The 21954-nt window shown below is 71.0% G+C and carries 21 protein-coding genes and 1 tRNA gene; 10 read left to right on the top strand and 12 right to left on the bottom strand.

The genetic code is table 11. The features are described from left to right. Window positions 1–69: 69 nt before the first annotated feature. Together ASF23_RS05420 and ASF23_RS18215 are read left to right on the top strand one after the other, a co-directional pair. Entirely contained in the window at window positions 70–540 is a 471-nt protein-coding gene (locus ASF23_RS05420; RefSeq protein WP_055950306.1) for a hypothetical protein, read from the top strand. Window positions 541–679: 139 nt separating this feature from the next. Beyond that, window positions 680–1180, top strand: a complete 501-nt coding sequence (locus ASF23_RS18215) for a hypothetical protein (protein WP_156364265.1) — start codon at window positions 680–682, stop codon at window positions 1178–1180. Window positions 1181–1294: 114 nt separating this feature from the next. On the opposite strand, the gene ASF23_RS05415 is transcribed toward ASF23_RS18215, so the two are convergent. Further along, on the bottom strand, window positions 1295–2743 hold the full coding sequence (locus ASF23_RS05415; protein ID WP_055950303.1) for an MFS transporter: 1449 nt from the start codon (window positions 2741–2743) through the stop codon (window positions 1295–1297). Window positions 2744–2810: 67 nt separating this feature from the next. Here ASF23_RS05415 and ASF23_RS05410 point away from each other — a divergent pair, with 67 nt between their 5' ends. Continuing rightward, window positions 2811–3461: a TetR/AcrR family transcriptional regulator gene (locus ASF23_RS05410; protein ID WP_055950300.1), complete on the top strand. Its 651-nt coding sequence runs from the start codon at window positions 2811–2813 to the stop codon at window positions 3459–3461. Between the two features lie 48 nt (window positions 3462–3509). Here the strand turns inward: ASF23_RS05410 and ASF23_RS05405 are convergent, their stop codons facing one another. Beyond that, entirely contained in the window at window positions 3510–4490 is a 981-nt protein-coding gene (locus ASF23_RS05405; protein ID WP_055950297.1) for an NAD(P)H-quinone oxidoreductase, read from the bottom strand. A 121-nt stretch (window positions 4491–4611) separates the two neighbouring features. Between ASF23_RS05405 and ASF23_RS05400 the strand changes: the two genes are divergently transcribed. Further along, the gene (locus ASF23_RS05400) at window positions 4612–5040 is read left to right on the top strand and encodes a hypothetical protein (protein ID WP_055950294.1); all 429 of its coding nucleotides are present in this window, start codon (window positions 4612–4614) and stop codon (window positions 5038–5040) included. A 134-nt stretch (window positions 5041–5174) separates the two neighbouring features. On the opposite strand, the gene ASF23_RS05395 is transcribed toward ASF23_RS05400, so the two are convergent. The 5 genes from ASF23_RS05395 to ASF23_RS05375 all read right to left on the bottom strand — a co-directional run bounded on the left by ASF23_RS05395 (window position 5175) and on the right by ASF23_RS05375 (window position 10223). Continuing rightward, window positions 5175–6053: an aldo/keto reductase gene (locus tag ASF23_RS05395; protein ID WP_055950292.1), complete on the bottom strand. Its 879-nt coding sequence runs from the start codon at window positions 6051–6053 to the stop codon at window positions 5175–5177. A 223-nt stretch (window positions 6054–6276) separates the two neighbouring features. Continuing rightward, the gene (locus tag ASF23_RS05390) at window positions 6277–8193 is read right to left on the bottom strand and encodes a gamma-glutamyltransferase family protein (protein WP_055950290.1); all 1917 of its coding nucleotides are present in this window, start codon (window positions 8191–8193) and stop codon (window positions 6277–6279) included. A 113-nt stretch (window positions 8194–8306) separates the two neighbouring features. Next, window positions 8307–8804 carry a redox-sensitive transcriptional activator SoxR gene (soxR, locus tag ASF23_RS05385; RefSeq protein ID WP_055950289.1) on the bottom strand — a complete coding sequence of 166 codons (498 nt, stop codon included), beginning with the start codon at window positions 8802–8804 and terminating at the stop codon, window positions 8307–8309. 4 nt (window positions 8805–8808) lie between these two features. After that, window positions 8809–9360 (bottom strand): DUF6264 family protein, encoded by a 552-nt coding sequence (locus ASF23_RS05380; RefSeq protein WP_055950286.1) that lies wholly within the window; start codon window positions 9358–9360, stop codon window positions 8809–8811. After that, window positions 9357–10223, bottom strand: a complete 867-nt coding sequence (locus tag ASF23_RS05375) for an HpcH/HpaI aldolase/citrate lyase family protein (RefSeq protein WP_055950284.1) — start codon at window positions 10221–10223, stop codon at window positions 9357–9359. Before ASF23_RS05375 ends, ASF23_RS05380 begins: the two co-directional genes overlap by 4 nt. A 314-nt stretch (window positions 10224–10537) precedes the next feature. Between ASF23_RS05375 and ASF23_RS05370 the strand changes: the two genes are divergently transcribed. Both ASF23_RS05370 and ASF23_RS05365 read left to right on the top strand, forming a co-directional pair. After that, the gene (locus tag ASF23_RS05370; RefSeq protein ID WP_055951480.1) at window positions 10538–14254 is read left to right on the top strand and encodes an ATP-binding protein; all 3717 of its coding nucleotides are present in this window, start codon (window positions 10538–10540) and stop codon (window positions 14252–14254) included. 492 nt (window positions 14255–14746) lie between these two features. Further along, window positions 14747–15358 carry a CDP-alcohol phosphatidyltransferase family protein gene (locus ASF23_RS05365; RefSeq protein WP_055950281.1) on the top strand — a complete coding sequence of 204 codons (612 nt, stop codon included), beginning with the start codon at window positions 14747–14749 and terminating at the stop codon, window positions 15356–15358. Window positions 15359–15455: 97 nt separating this feature from the next. On the opposite strand, the gene mscL is transcribed toward ASF23_RS05365, so the two are convergent. The 3 genes from mscL to ASF23_RS05350 all read right to left on the bottom strand — a co-directional run bounded on the left by mscL (window position 15456) and on the right by ASF23_RS05350 (window position 17031). Further along, window positions 15456–15956 (bottom strand): large conductance mechanosensitive channel protein MscL, encoded by a 501-nt coding sequence (mscL, locus tag ASF23_RS05360; protein ID WP_055950277.1) that lies wholly within the window; start codon window positions 15954–15956, stop codon window positions 15456–15458. Window positions 15957–16027: 71 nt separating this feature from the next. Further along, on the bottom strand, window positions 16028–16444 hold the full coding sequence (locus ASF23_RS17770) for an FmdB family zinc ribbon protein (RefSeq protein ID WP_082473863.1): 417 nt from the start codon (window positions 16442–16444) through the stop codon (window positions 16028–16030). A gap of 2 nt (window positions 16445–16446) precedes the next feature. After that, window positions 16447–17031 (bottom strand): 5-formyltetrahydrofolate cyclo-ligase, encoded by a 585-nt coding sequence (locus ASF23_RS05350; protein ID WP_055950270.1) that lies wholly within the window; start codon window positions 17029–17031, stop codon window positions 16447–16449. Window positions 17032–17152: 121 nt separating this feature from the next. Here ASF23_RS05350 and galU point away from each other — a divergent pair, with 121 nt between their 5' ends. From galU to ASF23_RS05330, 4 genes are all read left to right on the top strand, one after another. Then, window positions 17153–18043 (top strand): UTP--glucose-1-phosphate uridylyltransferase GalU, encoded by an 891-nt coding sequence (gene galU / locus ASF23_RS05345; protein WP_055950267.1) that lies wholly within the window; start codon window positions 17153–17155, stop codon window positions 18041–18043. A 56-nt stretch (window positions 18044–18099) separates the two neighbouring features. Then, window positions 18100–18771, top strand: a complete 672-nt coding sequence (locus ASF23_RS05340; protein WP_055950262.1) for a GNAT family N-acetyltransferase — start codon at window positions 18100–18102, stop codon at window positions 18769–18771. Window positions 18772–19000: 229 nt separating this feature from the next. Beyond that, on the top strand, window positions 19001–20221 hold the full coding sequence (locus ASF23_RS05335) for a hypothetical protein (RefSeq protein WP_055950259.1): 1221 nt from the start codon (window positions 19001–19003) through the stop codon (window positions 20219–20221). Window positions 20222–20295: 74 nt separating this feature from the next. Further along, window positions 20296–20368, top strand: a tRNA-Ala gene (locus tag ASF23_RS05330). A 107-nt stretch (window positions 20369–20475) separates the two neighbouring features. Here the strand turns inward: ASF23_RS05330 and ASF23_RS05325 are convergent. Further along, complete coding sequence (locus ASF23_RS05325) at window positions 20476–20808, bottom strand: hypothetical protein (RefSeq protein WP_055950256.1); 333 nt, start codon at window positions 20806–20808, stop codon at window positions 20476–20478. A gap of 279 nt (window positions 20809–21087) precedes the next feature. Beyond that, the gene (locus ASF23_RS05320) at window positions 21088–21762 is read right to left on the bottom strand and encodes a hypothetical protein (RefSeq protein WP_055950253.1); all 675 of its coding nucleotides are present in this window, start codon (window positions 21760–21762) and stop codon (window positions 21088–21090) included. Window positions 21763–21954: the final 192 nt, after the last annotated feature.

The raw sequence follows: 21954 nt of genomic DNA, 5'->3' as shown, positions 1-21954 counted from the left end.
GTCCTCGCTGTGGCGGTGGCGGTGGCCCTCACAGGATGCGCCCAACGCGATGCACGCAGGGAGATCAGCATGGACCGCACATCGATCGACAGCTCCGCGGCGAAGTCGGAATGGCTTCATTTGAGCAAACGGATCGAGGCGACTCAGAACTTCATCGGCGGGGATTGGGAGTTCATCGACAGCAATGCACGTGATTGTGGAGACGGGGGCGTGCAGTGGGTCATCGGCCGGATTGGACCCGGTGTTCCGGCCGCCGAGCGACGTGCGCTGTTCGACGAAGTCGAGGCGGCGTGGAAAGCCAACGGCTGGGATCCGGTCCGCACCCACTTTGGCGGAGACGCGCCGGGCGAGATGCTCCGCTATCCCGCCAGCGGTGTGATGGACGACGGCTTCTACGTCGAGTTCGACTCGACCGTCCACGCCACCACGATGGGCGCTCAGACTCCCTGCGCAGCCGGCGATGGTGATCAACTCGCGAAGGAGCAGTTTGCCGACAACAACACCCCCGGACGCACGCCATCGGCCACACCGACGCCCTGAGCAACCTCGGTCACACGTCGGGCGCACGGAACATCTCGTGACGTTCTTGCCTCGCGTTCTGCGCGTGAGTGTGTCGATCATCGCCGCTGGGGCCCTGCTCGGCGGATGTGCCCAAACCGCAACGAGACGAGACCCCGACATGCGCGCGACATCGATCGACAGCTCAGCCGCTGAGCAATCGTGGCTCGAACTCACAACACGGGTGGAGGCGACCCAGCAGATCGTGGGCGGAGATTGGGAGGTGTCAGACACGAACTCCCGGAAATGCGCCGATGGAAGTGTGAATTGGTGTGTCACTCGTCTTGGACCGGGTGTTGCGACCGCAGACAGGGCTGCGCTGTTCGACAGAGTCGAGGTGGCGTGGAAAGCGTTTGGCTGGCACGCCGTCCGAACGCGAATCGGGGGAGAGCCGCCGGGGTTGCAGCTGCGGTATCCCACGGGCGGCGCCCTGGACGACGGCTTCTTCGTGGAGCTTGGCTCGACCGTGCATGGAACGACGATCGGCGCACAGACTCCCTGCGCGGTCGGCGATGTCGACGAGCTGAACCATGAGCAGTTCGCCTTCAACAACACCCCTGTCTACACGCCGACACCCGCGTCCTCGCCCACGGCCCTGACGCCGACACCACGCACGCCGTGAGCATCGAACGGGCACGACTTGCCGCGCCTCAGGATGAGACAGCGGCAAGTCGTGCCCGCTCGCCGTCAAGGTCGAGCCCGCTCGAAGTGCGGCCCGGCCCGCCGGGGGAGGGGCTCACGCAGCGGGGACGGGCTCCGGCTGCGGGGTCCCGAGCTCGGCGAGGTCCACCGGCACCGTCCGTGAGGCACGGCCGGCGGGCAGGAACAGCGCGACGACCGCGGCGAAGAGCACGACACTCGCCCCGACGAGGACCGAGGGGACCGCCGCGCCGACGTAGCCCGTCGGGGTGAGCTGCCCGCCCGCCCCGGTGAACACCGCCGTCAGGACGGCGATGCCGAGCGCGACACCGATCTCGCGGAGCGTCGAGTTCGTGCCGGAGGCCTTCGCGTGGTCGTCCGGCGCCATGTTCGAGAGCACCGCCGTGGAGAGCGGGGCGAACGCCAGGCCCATGCCGATGCCCGCGAGGACGAACCCGGGCAGCATCGTCAGGTACGACACGTCGGCCGTCATCGTCAGGGCGATCTCGAACAGCCCTGCCGACAGGAAGACCATCCCGGCGACGATCAGCACGCGGGTGCCGACCCGCGGCGCGAACAGTCCGGTCAGTGGCGCGATGACCATCGGTGCGAGCGTCCACGGCATCGTCGCGACACCGGCCTCGAGGGGGGTCTTGCCCTGCACCACCTGCAGGAACTGGATCAGGATGAACACGGCACCGAACGCCCCGAAGGTGAACGTCATCGCGACGATGTTCGCGAGCGAGAAGCTCCTGTCGCGGAAGAGCCGGAGCGGTAGGAGCGGGGCCGTGGTCCTCGACTCCCGGATGACGAACGCGACGAGCAGTGCTGCCCCGAGGGTGAGCGAACCGACGACCTGCAGGCTGCCCCACCCGGCGTCGTTCCCGCGGACGATCCCGAACACGAGTCCGAGCACCCCCAGGCCGGCGAGCAGCACCCCGAGGACGTCGGCGCGGAGGCGGGCGCCGAGCGTGTTCGGCAGGGCCATCAGCGCGAGCGGGACGGCGATGACGCCGACCGGCACGTTGATCCAGAAGATCGCCTGCCAGTTCCAGCCCTCGACGACGGCGCCACCGATGAGCGGCCCGACCGCGACGCCGAGCCCGGAGACGCCGCCCCAGATGCCGATCGCCAGGGAGCGGAACCGGTCGGGGACGCTGCCGACGAGCAGGGTCAGGGAGAGCGGCATCACGGCTGCCGCCCCGAGTCCCTCGAACGCCCGGGCAGCGATGAGGGCGGTCGGGTCCCCGCTCACGGCGCACAGTGCGGAGGCGACGGTGAAGATGCCGATGCCGGCGATGAACACGTGGCGTCGGCCGAAGCGGTCGCCGAGTCCGACCGCGAGGAGCATGAACGCCGCGAACGACAGCGTGTACGCGTTCGTGATCCACTGCAGGTTCTCGACGGAGGCGCCGAGGTCCTCGTGGATGACGGGCAGCGCGCTCGTGACGACGAGATTGTCGAGCGTCGCCATGAACATCGGCAACGAGGCGGCCGTGATCGCCAGCCAGACGGGGATGCGGCGAGAGCCGAGCGAGGTGCTCATGAGGCGCCTTCCAGTTGTAATCGGATGATTACCTGGACTGTAGTAATCGACTGATAACCTGTCAACCGTGAGTTCTGAGACAGCGCGCACCGCCGACACCGCCGTCAGCTCGCGCATGCCCGCCGCAGAACGCCGGGCGCAGATCCTCGAGGCGGCGCGCGGCGTGTTCGGCCGTCGCGGCTACCACGGCACGACCACCGACCAGGTCGCCAAGGCCGCGGGCATCAGCCAGCCCTACGTCGTCCGGATGTTCGGCACGAAGGAACAGCTCTTCCTCGAGGTGCTCCACGACACGCTCGAGACCCTCCTCGAGGCCTTCCGCTCCGCCCACGCGGCCTCGGTCGAGCGCGGAGACGACGACCAGGCGCGGGGTGCGGCGATCGGTGCGGCCTACCTCGACCTCTCCGAGAACCGCGGGTTCCACACGCTCCTCCTACAGGGGTTCGTGTCCGGAGCCGAGCCCGCGATCGGTGCTGCGGCCCGCGCAGGCTTCCTCGACGTCTACCGCTTCCTCACCCACGAGGCCGGGTTCGACGGGCCTCGGGTCAGTGAGTTCCTCGGCGGCGGCATGCTCTTCAGCATCCTGCTCGGCATCGAGATGCCGACCCTCTTCGACACGGACACCGACGCCGCGGCGCTGATGGAGGCGACGTTCGGCTCGAAGTGCGCCCCGATCGTCGAGGCCGAGCGGGCCCGACGCGCCGCCGAGCACGCCTGAGCGGCCTCCAGGTCGGTCCAGCGGGACCGACCTGGAGGCCGGAAGGGGCTACGGCGTCAGCAGCACCTTGCCGATCGTCCCACCAGCGGTGACCAGGCGGTGTGCGTCCCCGGCCCGCTGCATGGGCAGGACGGTGTCGATGACCGGCACGATCCTCCCGTCCGTCACGAACGGCCACACGTCCTGCCGCACCCGGTCCACGATCGCCGCCTTCTCCTCGGCCGGCCGCGCGCGGAGCGTGGTGGCGGACACGCTGCCGCGCTTCCGCATGAGCAGGCCGAGGTCGAGCGGGGCATCGGGCTCGCTGCCGACGGAGCCGATCACGACGACGTGGCCGTTCGGTGCGAGGACCTCGATGTTCCGCTGGAGGTACGACGGCCCGACGATGTCGAGCACGACGTCGACCCCGACACCGTCCGTGGCGTCGTGGATCACGGCGACGAAGTCCTCGGACCGGTGGTTGATCGCGACGTCGGCCCCGAACCCCCGGGCCGCCTCGAGCTTGGCGTCGCTCCCCGCGGTCGCGAACACCCGGGCCCCGAGCGCGTGCGCCCACTGGATCGCGTGCGAGCCCATGCCGCTCGTGCCGCCGTGCACGAGGAGCGACTGCCCGGGCCGGAGCCCGGCAATCATGCCCACGTTGGAGAAGACGGTGCAGGCAGCTTCCGGGAGGCCCGCGGCGGCGACCAGGTCGAGTCCAGCCGGTACCGCCAACAGTTGGGCAGCGGGCACCGCGACGCGCTCGGCGTACCCGCCGCCGCTCAGCAGTGCGGCCACCCGGTCGCCGACGCTCCAGTCCGTGACGCCGTCACCGATCTCGATGACGGTGCCCGATGCCTCCAGGCCGAGGACGGGGGACGCACCGGGCGGGACCGGGTAGCCGCCCCTGCGCTGCATGAGATCGGCGTTGTTGACGCCGGCGGCGGCGACCTGGACGACGACCTCGCCGGGGCCGGCGGACGGGTCGGGGATCTCGGTCCAGGCGAGGACGTCCTCGTCGCCTGGCTGGTCGAAGGTGATGGCACGCATGTGACCGACCGTACGCCTGGGCATGCAGTCGGCCTGGGGACGCGGGACCCGGTCCGCCTGTGTGTCACCGATGTAGGGTCGATCCGCTGTCGACCCGCGACGGCGACACCGAGGGGGAACCATGAAGACCACGTCCAGGACCGTCACCGCGGTCGCAGCCGCTGCACTCGCGCTGACCATGCTCGCCGGGTGCTCGGGTGGCGGCGGGGGATCCCAGTCCAAGGCCGCCGCGTGCAAGCAGATCGAGTCCGAGGTCAAGGGCGTCTCCAACCAGCTGCAGAGCCAGGTGTCGAAGATCTCCTCCGATCCGGACGCCGCGGCGAAGGCGCTGCAGAAGTTCGACGACAAGTTCTCCGACGGCGTCGACAAGGTCACCGAGCCGACGGTCAAGAAGCAGGCCACGGCCGCCGAGAAGTCCTTCCACACGATGGCCACGCAGATCACCGCGTTCGCGAAGGACCCGGAGTCCGCCGACGTGTCGAAGCTCCAGTCGAACCTGACGACCCTGCAGAAGCGCATGGGAACGCTCAGCAAGACCTGCAACGGCTGACGCGTCCCGCGTCCCGCGCGCCGGGTGCCGGATCCGGGTCCGGATCCGGGCCGAGAATGCCGAGAACCGCAGTGCGACGTCGGTCGCACTGCGGTTCTGTGCATGCTCGAGGGCCCCGGAGCGCCCCGGGTGGGTCAGGCGGCCGTGGGCTCCGCGGCGTCGAGTCGCTCGACCTCTTCCGGGCGGAGCTTGATCGTCGGCGCCGTGACCGAGTTGAGGATGGACTGCGCCCGGGAGGCGCCGGGGATCGGTACGACGACGTCGCTCTTGCCGAGCTCCCATGCGAGCGCGACGACCTGCGGGGTCACGCCGTGGTCACGGGCGACGGTGGCGAACGCGTCGAAGCTGCTGCCGAGGTCGGCCGCACCGGTGATCCCGCCGAGCGGGCTCCACGGCAGGAAGGCGATCCCGAGCTCGTCGCAGAGGGCGAGTTCGACCTCGCTCGACCGGAAGCCCGGGGAGAACTGGTTCTGCACGGACACCAGACGACCGTCGAGGACCTCGTTCGCCTGGCGGATCTGGTCCACGTCCGCGTTCGAGATGCCGGCCATCAGGATGACGCCCTCGTCGAGGAGCTCCACGAGTGCTCCGATCGAGTCCGCGTAGGGCACGGCCGGGTCGGGGCGGTGGAACTGGTAGAGCCCGATCGCGTCGACCCCGAGGCGCTTCGCGGAGGCCTTCGCAGCCTCCTTGAGGTACTTCGGATCCCCGTTCTGCGCCCATGATCCGGCCTCGGGACGGAGATGCCCGCCCTTCGTCGCGACGAGCACGTGCTCGGTGTCGCTGCCGTAGTCCTTGATCGCCTTGGCGATGAGCGACTCGTTGTGCCCGACCTCGTCGTGGGCCGCGAGGTGGTAGGCGTCCGCGGTGTCGATCAGGGTGACCCCTGCCTCGAGCGCGGCGTGGATGGTTGCGATGGCCTGCCGCTCGTCCGGGCGGCCCTCGATGGACATGGGCATGCCGCCCAGTCCGATGGCACTGACGTCGATGTCACCGATCATTCGCTGCTTCATCGCCCCAGCATGGCCCTGCACCCGCCGGGAGCGTTCAGGGGAGCACGCCGGCCCGGCTCGTCCACCACGAGCAGCCCCGTGGACACGCCGCGGAGGAGCGCCTCGAGACGTGCCCAAGTGTCGGGTGGCGGCGACGACTCGACAGTTCGGCACTTCTCACCGGCGCTCCGGCCCGCCCCCGCCCGCCCCGGCCCCGGCCCCGGCCCCAGCCCGGCCCGGGCGGCTACCGGCCGGCGGCGTACGCCTGGGCGCCCCTCGGGTTCGCGGCGGCGGACAGGACGCCCGTGGCGGGGTCACGGGAGACGCTCGAGAGGCGACCCAACGACCAGTCGCCAGCCCTCGTGACGACGTGGCCCCGTGCCTCCAGTCCGGCGATGACGTCCGCGCCGAGCCGGTCCTCGACCACCGCACCACCCGGCTCCCAGGTCCGCGGCCAGAACGACCCCGGGAACGACGTCGAGTGCAGCGCGGGAGCGTCGATCGCCTGCTGCGGGGAGTACCCGCCGACGATCGTCCGGAGCAGGTACAGCAGCTGCCACTGGTCCTGCTGGTCGCCGCCCGGGGAGCCGAGTGCGACGACGGGCTGTCCGTCGTGGAGCACCAGCGTCGGGGTCAGCGTCGTCCGCGGGCGCTCGCCGGGGGTCAGGGTCGAGGCGGTGCCCTCCTCGAGCCATGTCATCTGCAGCCGGCTCCCGAGGCAGAACCCGAGCTCGGGGATCGTCGGCGAGGACTGCAGCCACCCGCCGGACGGCGTCGCCGAGACGATGTTGCCCCAGCGGTCCACGACGTCGATGTGGCACGTGTCGCCGCGCATCTCGCCGGTGGGCTCGACGGCTGGTTCGCCGGCGTCCTCGACGGGCGCGCCCTCCGCACGCGGGAAGCTCCCGACCGTCGGCTCCCCGACCCCCGCGGGGGCCGTCGCCCCGGTCCCGTCGGCGGCCGGTGGCGTGTACGACTCGCGGAGCGGCGGCATCGCACCGGGGCTCCCGACGGTGCCGGGGCGGAGGTCGCGGGATGCCCGGTCACCGATGAGTGCCCGCCGCTCGGCCGCGTACTCCGTCGACAGCAGGTGGTCGAGCGGCACCGACCGGTCGCCGTAGTACGCCTCACGGTCGGCCAGCGCGAGCTTCTGCGCCTCGAGGATCGTGTGCGCGCCCGCGACCGTCGAGGGGTCGAGCAGGTCGTCGTCCATCGGCTCCAGGATCGCGAGGGTCTGCAGCAGCGCCGGACCCTGCCCCCACGCGCCGGTCTTGGCGATCGTGTGCCCGCGGAACTCGATGGTCGTGGCTGGCTCGACGGAGGCGGAGAAGGCCGCCATGTCGTCGGCGGTGATGACGCCCGCGTGGTCGGTGCCGGAGGAGTGCCGGTGCGGGGTCCGGACGAAGCGGTCGACGGCCTCGGCGACGAAGCCGGTGCTCCACGCGGCCCGCGCGGCGTCGATCCGCTCCTCGCGCGACACGTCGTCCCCGGTGCCGTCACCCCCGGTGCCGTCGTCCCCGGTGCCGTCACCCGCACCCGCACCCGCCGCGACGAGCCGGTCGAGGACGGCCGCGTACGCCTCGTTCCGGATCACCTCGTCGGCCTCGGGGACCCGACCGTCCGGCATCCAGCGCTCGGCGGAGGACGGCCAGTGGTCGCGGAACAGGTCGGCGACGGCGGCGATCGTCGCAGCGACCCGGCCGACGACGGGGTGGCCGTCACGCGCGTACCCGATGGCGTACGCCAGGACGTCGGCGAGCTCCCACGTGCCGTGGTCGCGGAGCAGCAGCAGCCAGGCGTCGACCGCACCGGGGACCGCCGCGGCCAGGGCCCCCGACCCCGGGACGAGCTCGAGCCCCTCGGCCCGGTAGTGCTCGACGGTGGCCCCGGCCGGAGCGGGTCCCTGCCCCATGAGCACCCGCGGCGTCGGGTCCTCGGCGGTGGCGAAGACCCCCACCATGTCGCCGCCCGGTCCGTTCAGGTGCGGCTCGACGACGTGCAGCACGAAGGCCCCCGCGGTCGCGGCGTCGAACGCGTTGCCGCCGCGCTCGAGCACCGACTGCGCACTGGCCGTCGCCAGCCAGTGCGTCGACGCGGACATGCCGAACGTGCCGCGGAGGTCGGGGCGGGACTGGAACGCGGACGGCGCGGTGTAGGTCATGGGTCCTCTTCGACGATGGATGCTGCGGGTGCGCGGATGGTGACGATGGGCACGATACGGACTGGAGGCACGGTCCGGCCAGGTGGGACGGCACGCGCCCGGTGGGCGGACGGTCAGCCCCCGGTCGTCCCGGTCGCGCGGATGCCGTCCTCCGCACGGGCCGCGTCCGCCCGTCGGACCCAGCGGGATCCCGGACCGGCGGTCGCCTCCGCGTCATCGGGGTTGAGGAGCCCGCAGCGCGTGAGCGACAGGCACCCGCACCCGATGCACGTGTCGAGGTCGCCGCGGAGTGCCTCGAGCTCACGGATCCGGGCGTCGACCATCGCGGCCCAGCTGCTCGACAGCGCCGTCCACTCGGTCTGCGACGGCGCACGGTCCGCGGGCAGGGTGGCGAACGCGGCACCGATCTCGGCGAGGGTCATGCCCACGCGGCGCCCGGCCGCGAGGACCGCGAGGCGACGGAGCGTGTGCCGGGCGAAGAGCCGCTGGTTGCCCGCGGTGCGCTCGGAGACGATGAGTCCTCGCTCCTCGTAGAAGCGGATCGCCGACGCGCTCGTGCCCGATCGACGGGACAGCTCGCCGATGGTCAGCGATGTCGACGCGTGCGGCACGGGGTCAGGAGCCGGGCAGCGGGTACGGCTGGATCGTCACCTGGCCGCTGCGGGCGGTCTCGGACGCCGCGGAGTACACGATGCCGCCGCCGACGATGCATGCGAGCGTCAGCACGAGGCCGAGGGTCGCGATCCACCACGTCGGCCGCCGACGGATCCACACGCCGATGACCGTCACGATCGTCGCGACGCCGACCACGAACGAGCCGCCGACGATGATCGCGGCGCCGCCGAGCATGCCGCCGGGTGAGCATCCGATCGAGCTGTCGCACGCGGCGACCTGGACGAGGAGCGCGATGACGGTGATGATGCCGACGATGATCGTCAGCAGTGCACCGGCGGCGAGCAGGACGACGGTGATCACCCGGTCGGCGAACCTGCGTCCGGAGGGCAGGAGCGAGGTGCCACCCTGCTCCCAGGCGACCCGCGCCTCCCGGTCGGTCGCCGTCTCCCAGCTGGCGGGCCGGAGGGGACCGCTCCCAGGATGCCGCCCGGACTGGTCCGGCCCCTGGCCGGGCTGGTGCGGTCCCTGCCCGGGCTGCTGCGGTCCGGTCATCGGGCGACCACGCCGAAGGCCTCGGCGAGGCGCTGGATCTTCTGCGCCCGACCGAGCCGCGGCAGGTCGGAGCCGTCGCGGATGACCTGCCCGCGGGCGTCGAAGTCGTCGAGGAAGTCCTGCGCCCACGCGACGTCCGTCGGGGTGGGCGAGATCACCTCGTTGATGACCGGGAGCTGCTCCGTGTCGAGGCACAGCTTGCCGGTGAGTCCGAGCGACACCGCGACCTGGGACTGCTCGCGGAGGATCGGGTGCGAGGAGCCGACGGTCGGCCCGTCGATCGGGCCGGGGAGGTTCCCGACACGCGACGCGACGACCAGTCGGGACCGCGGGTAGGCCATCGCGAGGGTGTCGGCGCTCGTTCCGGTGTCCCGTCGGTAGTCGCCGCTGCCGAACGCCAGGCGGAACGCGCCCTTCGCGCGGGCGATGAGGCTCGCGTCCTCGATGCCGAGCGCGGACTCCACGAGGGCGATCACGGGGGTCGTGCCGCCCAGTCGGTGGAACGTGTCGGTGACCTGGTCGGCGGCCTCGGTCTTCGCGAGCATCACGCCCTTCAGCCCGGGGAGGCCCCGGAGCTCCTCGAGGTCGTCGGTCCAGAACGGTGTCGTGACGTCGTTGACCCGCACCCATGCCTCACCACCGCCGGAGAGCCACGCCGCGACCGTCGAGCGCGCCGCGGGCTTGGCCTTCGGGTCGACGGCGTCCTCGATGTCGAGGATCACCTGGTCTGCCCGCGACCTCGCTGCACGATCGAAGCGGTCCTCGGCGGTGCCGGACACCAGGAGCCACGATCGACTGATCTCGGCGGGCACGTCGCGGTGCCGGCTCGGGGTCGGAGTGGTGGGTCGGTCGTCGATGGCCATGCACCGTTGGTACCACACCCGACCTGCTCGGACGACACGGCCGACCGTGCGGTGCCCGCGACGAACCCATCCCGATCGGCAGAAACCTCGGTTCATTGCCAGACCCCGCACCGGAAGCCGCCTACAGTAGCGGTGTGTGGCGTGCCGACAGGAGTACCGAGCGTGAGGACGACGTGAGCGACGACGCTTCCGGCGACGACCAGCGCGCGCCCGGGGGACCCGATCGGCAGCCCGAGGACCGGCCCGGCGCCGCACAGCCCGGTGCCGCACAGCCCGGTGCCGCGGCGTCGACCGAACCCCGCGAGCAGGCGACCATTCCCGAAGAGCAGGCGACCATCCCCGAACAGCAGCTGACGAGCCCGCAGCAGATCAGCCTCGGCGACCCGCGGTTGACCGCCGGGAACTCTGCCGAGCCGGTGTGGGACGCATGGCGCGAACAGCTCACCGGTGTCGGCGGGACCTCACCCCTCGTGCACTTCGCCGACCACCCCCGCTCCCGCATCGAGCTGAGCACCACCCACCCCGGCGGCCTCGCCCAGTTCATCACCGGCAAGACCACGCTGCTGTCGAGCCTCATCCGCGACGAGGTGGCCTTCCGGGCCGCCAGGATCGCCGCGGGCTTCGTCGAGGAACGCGGCATGGAGCTCGCGACCGTCCGGGGCATCGACGCCGTCAAGCTCGGCATCGGCATGGTCGACTGGAAGCACCAGGACGTCGACTTCCGCGGCCCCGTGCTCCTCCGTCCGCTCGCGATCCGGCGACACGGTCGGGACTTCGAGGTCCGGCTGCTCGGTCAGCCCGTGCTCAACCCGGGACTGGCCGACGCACTCCGCGACCAGTTCGGCGTCACCCTCGACGCCGAGGGGTTCGTGGCCCTCGCCCAGCAGGACGGTTCCTTCACGCCGAACCCGGTGATCGACCGACTCCGTGGGCTGACGGCGCACATCGAGCACTTCAGCGTGCACCCGCGGCTCGTCGTCTCGACGTTCGCCGAGGTCGCGACGGGCATGGTCGAGGACACCCGGGACCTGACGCATCCGGTGCTCGACGCCCTCGCCGGCAACCCGAGCGCCAAGTGGCAAGTGGAGCAGTCCTACCACCCCGTCGAGCAGACCCCGTCGGACGAGCGCAGCCCGGAGACCGACACGCTGCTGCTCGATGCCGACGACGAGCAGGAGAACGTGATCGCGCAGATCGCGGCCGGCAACTCCATCGTCGTCAAGACGCTCCCCGGCACGGGCGGGACGCAGACCATCGTCAACGCGCTCGCCGGTCTCGTCGCCGCGAACAAGCGCGTCCTCGTGGTCAGCCCGCGCCGCGCGACCCTCCGCGGGATCGCGAGCCGGTTCGGCGAGGTGCAGCTCCCCGGTGTCGCCGTGACCCCGGCCACGCTCCGCCGCGACGTCATCCGTGCGATCGCGCGGAACGAGAAGGCCGCCAAGCCGAACCTCCGCGAGGTCGACGACGCCCTCGTCCGCCTCCGCAAGGTGCTCCTCGACTACCGGGGCGCACTCGGCCGCCAGGACCCGACCCTCGGGGTGTCCGTCCTCGACTGCCTCGTCGAGCTGTCCCGCCTGTCGCTGCTCCCCGTCCCGCCCGCCACGACCGCTCGCCTCTCGCAGCAGTCCGTGTCGAGCATGGTCGACGGCCGTGCCCGGGTCGCCGAGACGATGGTGAGCGCCGCGAACCTCGGCGAGTTCAAGTACGGTCCGGGCGACTCGCCCTGGTACGGCGCGAAGTTCGGCTCCAGTGCCGCCGCGACCCGGGCGCACCAGACCGCCAAGGAGCTGCACGCGAACGGGCTCCCCGCGCTCCTGCAGCGCGGCAACGACCTCATCGGCTCGACCAGGATGCGTCCGTTCGCCACCGTCGGCGAGCTCGGCGTGTACCTCCGGCTGCTCACCGAGATCCGCGACACGCTCGACCGGTTCCTGCCGGTGGTCTTCGACCGGTCGGTGTCCGAACTCGTCGCCGCGACGGCACCTCGCGGCGAGGGCTCGCCGATGTCCTCGACGAACCGTCGTCGGCTCAAGAAGCTCGCGCGCGAGTACGTCCGCCCCGGGGTGCACGTGTCCGACCTGCACGAGGCGCTCACCCGCGTGCAGCAGCAGCGCGTGCTCTGGCAGCGGTACGTCTCCGCCGGTGTGAACCCGGAGATCCCGACGGGCATCGCCGACGTGCAGGTGCTCTACTCCAATGTCGCCGAGGACCTGCAGAAGCTCGACGAGCCGCTCGGCAACACGACTCGCGAGGACCAGCTCGCGAACCTGCCGATCGACACGCTGCGCGCCTACGTCGAGGAGCTCGCGGCGGAGAGCGACGTCCTGCACAACCTGCAGGAGCGCACCGAGCTCATGACGACGCTCCGGGACCTCCAGCTCGAACCCCTCATCACCGACCTGTCGAACCGGCACGTCCCCGAGTCACAGGTCCCCGCCGAGCTCGAGCTCGCCTGGTGGCAGTCCGCGCTCGAGTCGATGCTCGAGGGCGACCGGGCACTGCTCGGCGCGAACACCGACATGCTCGACCGGGTCGAGGCCGACTTCCGCCTGGTGGACGACGCGCACGCTGCCGGTGTCTCGCAGGGCCTCGCCTGGCAGCTCGCGGAGAACTGGACGCTCGGACTCGTCGACTGGCCCGAGGAGTCGGCGCAGCTCAAGGCCCAGCTCCGCCAGCCCGCGATCACCTCGCGACTGCTGCACGACTCGGCCCCGCACCTGTCCCGTGCGATCGCGCCCGTGTGGCTCGCGTCGCCGTACGAGGTCCCGCAGATCGCGGACACCATGCCGTTCGACACGGTGATCGTCGTCGACGCCGGTGCGGTGACGATCGCCGAGACCGTCGGTGCGATCCGCCGGGCGAAGCAGACCGTCGTGTTCGGCGACCCGGTGACGCAGACCCCGTCGCCGTTCCGCATCGCCGTCGACCCGGACCACCGGGCACTCCGTGTCGACGAGCAGATCCTCGACTCGCTGCACGCCGACTCGGCGCTCGCGAAGCTGTCCACGCTCCTGCCGACCCTGTCGCTCACCCGCTCGTACCGCGCCGGTGGCGAGGACCTCGCGGAACTCGTCAACCGTCGCTTCTACGGCGGCCGCATCGAGTCGTTGCCGTGGGCCGGCTCGTTCCTCGGTCACGGCTCGATCGCACTCGACTACGTCTCCGAGGGCAAGGCCGTCCCCGACCCGGAGTCTGGTGCCGTCGAGAGCGTCGATGCCGAGGTCGACCGCGTCGTCCGCCTCGTCCTCGACCACGCGAAGACCCGGCCCACCGAGTCGCTCATGGTCATCACCGCGTCGGCCAAGCACGCGGTCCGCGTCGAGCAGGCAGTGCTCACCGCGGTCCAGGGCCACAAGGACCTCACCGACTTCGTGATCGGCGACCGCGCCGAGCCGTTCATGGTCGCGACGCTCGAGCAGTCCGTCGCGCAGAGCCGCGACCGCGTCGTGTTCTCGATCGGGTACGGGCGGACGCCGCACGGCCGGGTGCTCCGCGACTTCGGGCCGCTCGGCAAGCCGGGTGGCGAGCGTCTCCTGGCGATCGCGATGACCCGTGCGCGCCGGTCGATGGTCATCGTCACGTGCTTCCAGCCGTCGGACATCGAGGCCGAGCGGATGGGCCACGGCACCGTCGCGCTCGCCGAGATCCTCGCCGAGGTCCGTGCCAGGACGACCGCCGAGTACGTGCCCGACGACAGTGACCCGCTGCTCGTCGACCTCGCGAGGCGGCTCGAGATGCGCGGCATCCCGGTCGCGCTCGGACACCGCGGCAAGCTCGGCCTGGTCGCTGCGCACGGCGGGGTCTGCGTGACGATCGAGACCGATGCGACGCTCGCGCGAGGATCCCTCCGCGAATCGCTCCGGCTCCGTCCCGAGGTCCTCCGCCGACTCGGGTGGCACTACGTCCGCGTGCACGCCTTCCAGCTGTTCTCCGACCCCGACCGGGTCGCGACGACGGTGGCGCAGGTGCTCGGTGTGGACCGCGGTGCGACGCAGGAGATCGCGATCCCGCCGGTCCCAGCCCGTCGCTGAGCCGGTCGCTGATGCTCCGTGTGCCCACCATGCTCCGTGTGCCCACCGTGCTCCGCAGACGGGTTCGGGACATCGGGGCGGGTTCGTTCGTGGGCCGGTTGTCCCGAAGTGGTGTGCTGATGCAGGAGCGGAGTCGCTGATGGCCGGGAGGCGCGCCTCACGCCCCCGAGGACCCGTCACGCCCGGCACGGATCACCTCCTCGGGACGTGGGCGGCTCCGGCGGACCAGGCGCCGGACGCGACCCCGTCGCGGACGCAGGATGACGACGCGACACGTGCCGCGCCTCCCGTCCGTCGGTCTGGCGCGACCGCCCGCCGCAGCAGGCGCGTCACCACCGCCCCGGTGCCGGGATCCGACCCGCATCCCGCACCCGAACCGGAGCGGCACGGCGACGGCGAGAACGACGCCAGGCTCCGTGGGGACGTCCCGCCGCACTGGGGCTGAGGGGCACGGCCGGTCGTCGCGTCGGTCCGACCTGGCACAATGGTGGCATGGCGGACATCACCTCTCGGACGCGTCCGGACTGGCAGACCTGGCCGAACCTGTTGACGCTGGTCCGGTTCCTGCTCATCCCGGTGTTCGTGGTCCTCGTCGTGCAGGAGCACCCGGCGTGGGCGATCGTCTCGCTCGTCGCTCTGGGCGTGACGGACTGGGCGGACGGGTTCATCGCCCGGAAGTTCCACCAGGAGTCCAAGCTCGGCAAGGCGCTCGATCCGCTCGCCGACCGGCTGTCGATCATCGCGATCGTGCTCGCGCTCGTGCTCGTCGGCCTGCTGCCGTGGTGGGTCGTGGCGATCGTCGTGCTCGTCGACCTCGTGCTCCTGGTGATCTCGAGCACGCTGTTCCGCGGATCGCCGGACCTCGACGTCACCTGGACGGGCAAGATCCGCTCGGCGCTGCTGTTCGTCGGGCTCCCGGTCCTGCTCTTCTCGTCCATCCAGACGATCGAGGACAACGCCCCGTGGGTCCGCGTCGTGGCGCTCGTGTTCGTGTACCTCGGCACCCTCGGGCACGTCCTCGCCGGCATCCAGTACGCATCCGGCATGGTCCGGAAGGCACGCGGGGCGGAGCGCGGTCGTCCGACCTCAGCGCGGTCCTCATGAGAAGTGCCCATCTGTCGGCAGGCGGTTGCCATTCGACAGATGGGCACTTCTCGACTGGCCAGAACGGGCCGTCGGTGCCGAGCGAGGGGCTGGCGGGCTAGAGCTTCGTCGTGCCGCCGAGGCCCGGGCCCTCGGGGGCACCGGACGTCGCGGCGTGCGCGCCCTCGGCGCCGAGCTCGGTCCGGCCGGTCGCGCTGCGGAGCAGGTCCCGGATCTCCAGGAGCACCTCGACGTCCGACGGGGGAACGTCGGCCGGGGGCTTCTCCTCGTCGTTCTTGAGCTTGGCGAACGTGGCCTTCATCAGGTGGTTCACCGGCAGGACGAGCGCGAAGTAGACCACCGCGGCGATGATGAGGAAGTTGATGAGCGCGCCGATCACTGCACCGAAGAGCAGCTTCGCGTGGCCACCCGACGCGGTCGGGATCGACACGATGAGCGTCTTGTCGAGCATGCCGGCGTTGAACGCCGCGCCGATGAGCGGGTTGATGATGTTCGTCACGATGGCCGTGACGATCGCAGTGAACGCGGCACCGATGACCACGGCGACCGCGAGGTCGATCACGTTGCCGCGCAGGAGGAATTCTTTGAAGCCCTTCACGGGACCCCTTCCGGTCGGGTTGGAGCCTCCAACCTACCGGGGTACGTGCACTCCGCCCGCGGGGTGCGCCGTCAGGCCGCGGACGAGCTGCCCGACGACGAGCTGCCCGACGACGGCTTCGAGGCCGGGGCGGACGTCGAGGGGGCTGACGTCGTGGGCGCTGACGGCTTCGAGCCGGACCCCGACGCCGACTTCGACTCGGACCCGCCAGACGTGCTCGACCCGCCGGACGTGCTCGACCCGCCAGACGTGCTCGACCCGGAGTCCGACGACGAGCCGCTCCCACCGCCGTCGCCCTTGCCGCTCCCACCCGATCGGGAGTCCGTGCGGTAGAACCCGGACCCGTTGAACGTCACGCCGACGGGGCTGAACACCTTGCGGAGCACGCCGCCGCACGTCGGGCACTCGGTCAGGGTGGAGTCGGTGAACGCCTGCTTGATGTCGAAGGCGGTGCCGCACTCGGTGCAGCGGTAGGAATAGGTGGGCAACGCTAGCTCCGGAACGTGAGGATGCGAGAGGGGGTGATGATGCCGTCGACGGGCTGGTCGTGGCGCTCGCTCGGGACCTCGTCGAGGAACTCCGCATCGAAGACAACAGCATAAACCGGCGGGCGCTTCGCCATGGACCCGAGCGTCTTGTCGTAGTAGCCGCGGCCCCAGCCCATCCGCATGCCGTGGCGATCCACTGCCGCCGCCGGGGTGAGGATCACATCGACGTCGTCGATCGCGAGCGGTGACAGCACCTCGCCGACGACCTCCGGCATGCCGAAGAGCCCCTCGCGCTCGGTCTCGCCGTCCCCGACCGCCCAGTCGAGCAGGCCGTCCTCACGCGTGATCGGGAACAGGGTCCGGATCCCGGAGTCGATCGCCCAGTTGAGGAACGGGCGCACGTTCGGTTCGTCGACCGAGGACAGGTAGGCGGTGAGCGAGGCGATCTCGCGCTCCTCCACGAACCGCTGCAGGGTGGCGGTGAGGGCGACGGTGTCCTCGTCGCGCTCGGTCGCCGTCCGGCCTCGGCGTCGCTGTCGGAGCTCGGCGCGGAGCGCTCGCTTGTCGTTCCCGGTGTCGGGTTCCATCCCGCGAGCTTAACCGGGGGAGCGACGGATCGGCGTGTCCTCCTCGGTGTCCGCAGTTCGTTTACCGCACCGAAACGGAAGGCGCCACACCTCGACAGGGTGACCCGATACGCTCACACGCATGGGCTTCCAGATTTCCAAGGCGGTGATCCCAGCGGCAGGGCTGGGCACGCGCTTCCTCCCCGCAACCAAGGCGATGCCGAAGGAGATGCTCCCGGTCGTCGACAAGCCGGCGATCCAGTACGTCGTCGAGGAGGCCGTCGAGGCCGGCCTCACCGACGTCCTGATGATCACCGGGCGCAACAAGAACGCACTCGAGAACCACTTCGACCACGTGTCGGAGCTCGAGGAGACGCTCAGGAAGAAGGGCGACCACGACAAGCTCGCCAAGGTGAACCAGTCGACGGACCTCGCCGACATGCACTACGTCCGCCAGGGCGACCCGCTCGGCCTCGGCCACGCGGTGCTCCGCGCCAAGATGCACGTCGGCCGCGAGCCGTTCGCCGTGCTCCTCGGTGACGACATCATCGACGCGCGCGACCCGCTCCTCAAGCGCATGATCGAGGTCCAGGGCGAGAAGAAGGCGAGCGTCATCGCACTCCTCGAGGTCCCCGAGTCGCAGACGCACCTCTACGGCATCGCGACGGTCGAGCCGACCGACGAGGACGACGTCGTCAAGATCACCGGCCTCGTCGAGAAGCCGGCGCAGGGCGAGGCACCCTCCAACCTGGCGATCATCGGCCGCTACGTCATCCGCCCCGAGGTCTTCGACGTCCTCGAGAAGCAGGAGCCCGGCAAGGGTGGCGAGATCCAGCTGACCGACGCCCTCATGAAGATGGCGAGCGCTGAGGAGTGGACCGGCGGCGTGTACGGCGTCGTGTTCCGTGGACGCCGGTACGACACCGGTGACAAACTCGACTACATCAAGGCGATCGTTCAGCTCGCCTCAGACCGCGCGGACCTCGGACCAGAGCTCAAGGAGTGGCTGAAGGAGTTCAACGCGGGCGAGTAGCCGTCCCCTCGGGGACCGTCCCTCCGGGGACACGGAACCAGGAAACGTGATCCTCGATGACGACCATCCCCACCCTGACGCACGGCCGGGTGTCCATCCGTCCGTTGCGCCTCCGCGACACGCGTGATCTCGACGTCGCACTGTCGAGCAACCGCCACTGGTTGCGGACGTGGGAGGCGACGAACCCGTCCGGACACGTGTCCACCGACGTCCGAGGCAGCATCCGGGCCCTGCAGGCGAATGCGCGCGCAGGGCTCGGACTGCCGTTCGCGATGGAGCTCGACGGTCGCTTCGTCGGGCAGCTGAACGTGTCCGGCATCACCTACGGGTCGCTCGCGAGCGCGTCGATCGGCTACTGGGTCGTCGAGTCCGCGGCGGGCCACAACGTCACGCCGATCTCCGTCGCCCTCGCCGTGGACCACTGCTTCCGGCAGGTCGGCGTCCACCGGATCGAGATCTGCATCCGGCCCGAGAACGCGCCGTCGCTCCGCGTGGTCGAGAAGCTCGGCTTCCGGTTCGAGGGGCTCCGACGCCGGTACATCCACATCAACGGCGACTGGCGCGACCACTTCTGCTTCGCGCTCGTCGCGGAGGAGGTGCGTGAGGGCGTCCTCGACCGCTGGGTCCAGGGGAACGTCCCGGTGGGCTCGGGGTCCGTCCCGGACACGGCCCGGCAGGACGCGGCGATGCCGCTGCCGACGAAGCGGCGCGGCGGCACCGTCATCTGACGCCGGTCCGGACCCACGCTGCCGGTCTGGAGGCTCGGCGCGGCCCCGCCACGTCCGTCGCCCAGGTCCTGTGCCAGAGAGCGTCATCTGTGCCAGGGACTCCCTCGCGCGTCTGACGCTCCCTGCGACAGAACCGTGCCCCGCGCCCGCCAGCGAGTTCGCGCGGGATTCGCCCAACACGCACCGCTCAATGGGCTCCTCGGCTCCGCGCCGCCCCTACCGTGTTCGCATGAGCATCACGAACTGGAGCGGCGGCATCGTCCTGCTCGTCGCCGCGGTGCTCTGGCTCGCCTACCTCATGCCGTCGTGGCACGCCCGTCGTCAGTACCTCGCGACCGAGCGGAACGCCATCCGGTTGCAGCAGACGCTCCGCATCCTGGCCCAGACTGCCGAACTCCCGGAGGAGATCCGCGTGGAGATGAACGCGAAGTCCCTGGCGGAGGCCCAGCGCGTCGCCGCGAGCGAGGAGGCCCGTCGCCGTGCCATCGTCCGCGCCCACGAGGCCGCCCGTCAGCGCGAGATCACCCGCCGGCTCGCGGAGCAGGCTCCCGAGCTGGAGCGGGTCGCGAGCTCCCCGGCGCTGACCGCCATGCGCATGCGGCGTTCACGGCTCGGCGCGACGCTGTTCGGCCTGCTCGGGATCGTCGTCGCACTCGTCACGCTCGTCGCCGCCCCCGCGATGTGGCTCGTCGCCCTCGCCGGCGGCCTCGCGGTCGTCGGGTCCGTCGCCGTCCTCGTCCAGCTCGCGGCGGTCGGTCGGGCGCGGAGTCTGCGCGGCGCGACGAGCGCGCCGGTCCGCACCCGTGCCTCCCGGCCGGCGCAGCGCAGTGCCACCAGCGCTGCCGTCCCACCCGCCGTACCGACCGAGTCCATCGCCGCAGAGGAGGACCGGACCTGGACCCCGGTGGAGGTCCCCCGTCCGCTCTACGTGTCGCGACCGGATGTTGAGCGCGCCCGCGAGGACGCCCGTCGCGCCGCGGCGGAGTCGTCGAGTGCCCTGGCGGCCCGGCTCCGCGAGCGTGTCGCAGCAGCTGCGGCAGACGCCGATGCGGAGGCCGAGGCACGTCGTGCCGAGGCCGCTCGGATCGCGTCCGCGAACGCTGATCCGTCCGGTGCCCGCGTCACGCGGATGCGCTCGGACGTCGAGGCGGCTGCCGCTGCCCTCGCCGAGCACGACGACGCTCCGGCAGCGTCGCTCGCCGAGCGCATGGGGCTCCGCGCGCCGACGCCGACGGCCGGACCGATCGCCAGGAGTCTCGCTGCCGAGGCGGTGGCCGATGCCCGGGCCGGACACCGCTCTGGGGTCGATGTCGGAGACCGCTCCCAGGCCGATGCGCCGGTGGAGGCTCCGCAGCCTCCGAGCCGGTACGCGGGGATGGGCATGCTCGACACGGACTCGTACGAGCGCACCGACCTCGACGCCGTGCTGCGCCGCCGTCGTGCGGTCTGACGGCGTCGCACGCCTGACGGGGTAGCGTCGATTTCGGATCACGGCCGGAGCGATGCTAGGCTTGCTGGGCACTCGGGGCTATGGCGCAGTTGGTAGCGCGTCTCGTTCGCAATGAGAAGGTCAGGGGTTCGAATCCCCTTAGCTCCACCGAGAAGAGGCCCGGATCCATCAGGATCCGGGCCTCTTGCATGTCCGCCGTGCGGATGTCTGCTGCGGGTGTGAGCGCCGCGCGGAAGTCTGCAGTGCGGTGGGCGTCAGCCGATGTCCGAGCCGAAGGACGTCGCCGACGGTCGTGGAGGCTCGGGGACGTGGCCGCCGCGGACCGCAGCTGCTCGACGATCCAGGTCGGCCACGAAGTCCACGGCCGCGGTCTCGAGTTCGTCGTCCTCGGCGTCCTCGACCATGATGTGGCTGGCCGGCCCGAGGAGGACCTCGACCGACGCGGCGAACCCGTCCTGCCCGGTCGTCGGGACGTCGACGATGTCCGCGGTGTTCCGCTGCGCGAGCGTCGCTGCGTACCGCATGACGGCCGCGGCGACGTCGTCGCCCGTCAGTACGCGGTTCTCGCTGTACACGATGTGCTTCATGCGGTCACGTCCATGCCTTCCACGCAACACCTGTACGGCAGGTGATGCGGTGTGAGTAGCCGGGTCACGCACTGTCCCACGGGGGACGCAGAACACGCCGCCTCCGAGGGGGAGACGGCGTGTCCTGAGGTGCCTGATCCGTGTCGAGACGGGGTTTCGTTACTTGATCTGGGCGGTGATGGTGGCGGTTCCGACGAGGAGGCCGGCCTTGACGGCGTCGGTGCTGAAGGTCTTGTTCAGGAGGCCTGCGGCGTCGGCGGAGACGTGGACGGTGGTGNGTTACTTGATCTGGGCGGTGATGGTGGCGGTTCCGACGAGGAGGCCGGCCTTGACGGCGTCGGTGCTGAAGGTCTTGTTCAGGAGGCCTGCGGCGTCGGCGGAGACGTGGACGGTGGTGCCGGTGAGGATGGCGTTGTYGCCCTCGAGCTGGAGGGGCTTGAGGGATCCGCCGTGGAGGGAGAACAGGTAGGCGTTCGGGGCTGCGACCTGGCCGTTGACGAGGACGTCGCCGTAGAGCTTGGAGGAGCCGGGGTTGACGACGAAGTTCTCGAGGGTGACGGTGGTGCTGCCGGCGGTGAGGGTCAGGCCGGAGTCGTCGTGGTTGAGCAGGCCCTGGACGTAGGGGCGGTAGGAGCCGCTGGGGTTCCAGTAGGTGACCGCGCCGGAGGTGATCGGGAAGGACACGGCGCCGTCGGCGAGCTTGGCGTTGCCGGACACGCCCGGGGTCAGGCCGAGGCTGGTGAGGGCGTCGGTGAAGCCGGAGTCGAGTGCGACGGAGGTGTCGCCGCCCTTGACCTCGGGGACCGCGGCGACGGGGCCGGGGATCTTCGACGAGGACGCTGCGACGTTGTGGGCGGGRGCGGCGTTGGCGGCGGTGAGGCCGAACCCGGCGCCGCCGGCGATGATCGCTGCTGCGGCGGCGATGCTGACGGTGGTCTTGGTGAGCTTGCGCATGATGTGGACTCTTTCCGTTGCTGTGGACACCCCGAATACCGCCTGAGGTCAGGTGGAGAACCAGTTCCGTGTCGCCTGCTGATGGGCGGGACGTTCCTGGTGGGTGTTCGGGGTGTTTGCCCGATGTACAAGTCATTCGGCACCCCCTCCGGAATGGTTTGGAGGGACTTCACCCCGTTACCCGACCGTGAC

Origin of the sequence: Curtobacterium sp. Leaf261, assembly GCF_001422205.1 — a bacterium.
GTDB lineage: Bacteria > Actinomycetota > Actinomycetes > Actinomycetales > Microbacteriaceae > Curtobacterium.
Note: the sequence above shows the minus strand (reverse complement) of the source record. Positions and strands in the feature narration are given on the sequence as shown.

Bases quoted from the DNA above. Each gene is read 5' to 3' on its own strand.
- ASF23_RS05420 (WP_055950306.1), top strand. From the start codon at position 70: ATGGACCGCACATCGATCGACAGCTCCGCGGCGAAGTCGGAATGGCTT.
- ASF23_RS05395 (WP_055950292.1), bottom strand. From the start codon at position 6,053: ATGAAGCAGCGAATGATCGGTGACATCGACGTCAGTGCCATCGGACTG.
- ASF23_RS05335 (WP_055950259.1), top strand. From the start codon at position 19,001: ATGAGCATCACGAACTGGAGCGGCGGCATCGTCCTGCTCGTCGCCGCG.
- ASF23_RS05390 (WP_055950290.1), bottom strand. From the start codon at position 8,193: ATGACCTACACCGCGCCGTCCGCGTTCCAGTCCCGCCCCGACCTCCGC.
- ASF23_RS05380 (WP_055950286.1), bottom strand. From the start codon at position 9,360: ATGACCGGACCGCAGCAGCCCGGGCAGGGACCGCACCAGCCCGGCCAG.
- ASF23_RS05365 (WP_055950281.1), top strand. From the start codon at position 14,747: ATGGCGGACATCACCTCTCGGACGCGTCCGGACTGGCAGACCTGGCCG.
- ASF23_RS05340 (WP_055950262.1), top strand. From the start codon at position 18,100: ATGACGACCATCCCCACCCTGACGCACGGCCGGGTGTCCATCCGTCCG.
- ASF23_RS05405 (WP_055950297.1), bottom strand. From the start codon at position 4,490: ATGCGTGCCATCACCTTCGACCAGCCAGGCGACGAGGACGTCCTCGCC.
- ASF23_RS18215 (WP_156364265.1), top strand. From the start codon at position 680: ATGCGCGCGACATCGATCGACAGCTCAGCCGCTGAGCAATCGTGGCTC.
- ASF23_RS05325 (WP_055950256.1), bottom strand. From the start codon at position 20,808: ATGAAGCACATCGTGTACAGCGAGAACCGCGTACTGACGGGCGACGAC.
- ASF23_RS05375 (WP_055950284.1), bottom strand. From the start codon at position 10,223: ATGGCCATCGACGACCGACCCACCACTCCGACCCCGAGCCGGCACCGC.
- ASF23_RS05400 (WP_055950294.1), top strand. From the start codon at position 4,612: ATGAAGACCACGTCCAGGACCGTCACCGCGGTCGCAGCCGCTGCACTC.
- galU (WP_055950267.1), top strand. From the start codon at position 17,153: ATGGGCTTCCAGATTTCCAAGGCGGTGATCCCAGCGGCAGGGCTGGGC.
- ASF23_RS05415 (WP_055950303.1), bottom strand. From the start codon at position 2,743: ATGAGCACCTCGCTCGGCTCTCGCCGCATCCCCGTCTGGCTGGCGATC.
- ASF23_RS05350 (WP_055950270.1), bottom strand. From the start codon at position 17,031: ATGGAACCCGACACCGGGAACGACAAGCGAGCGCTCCGCGCCGAGCTC.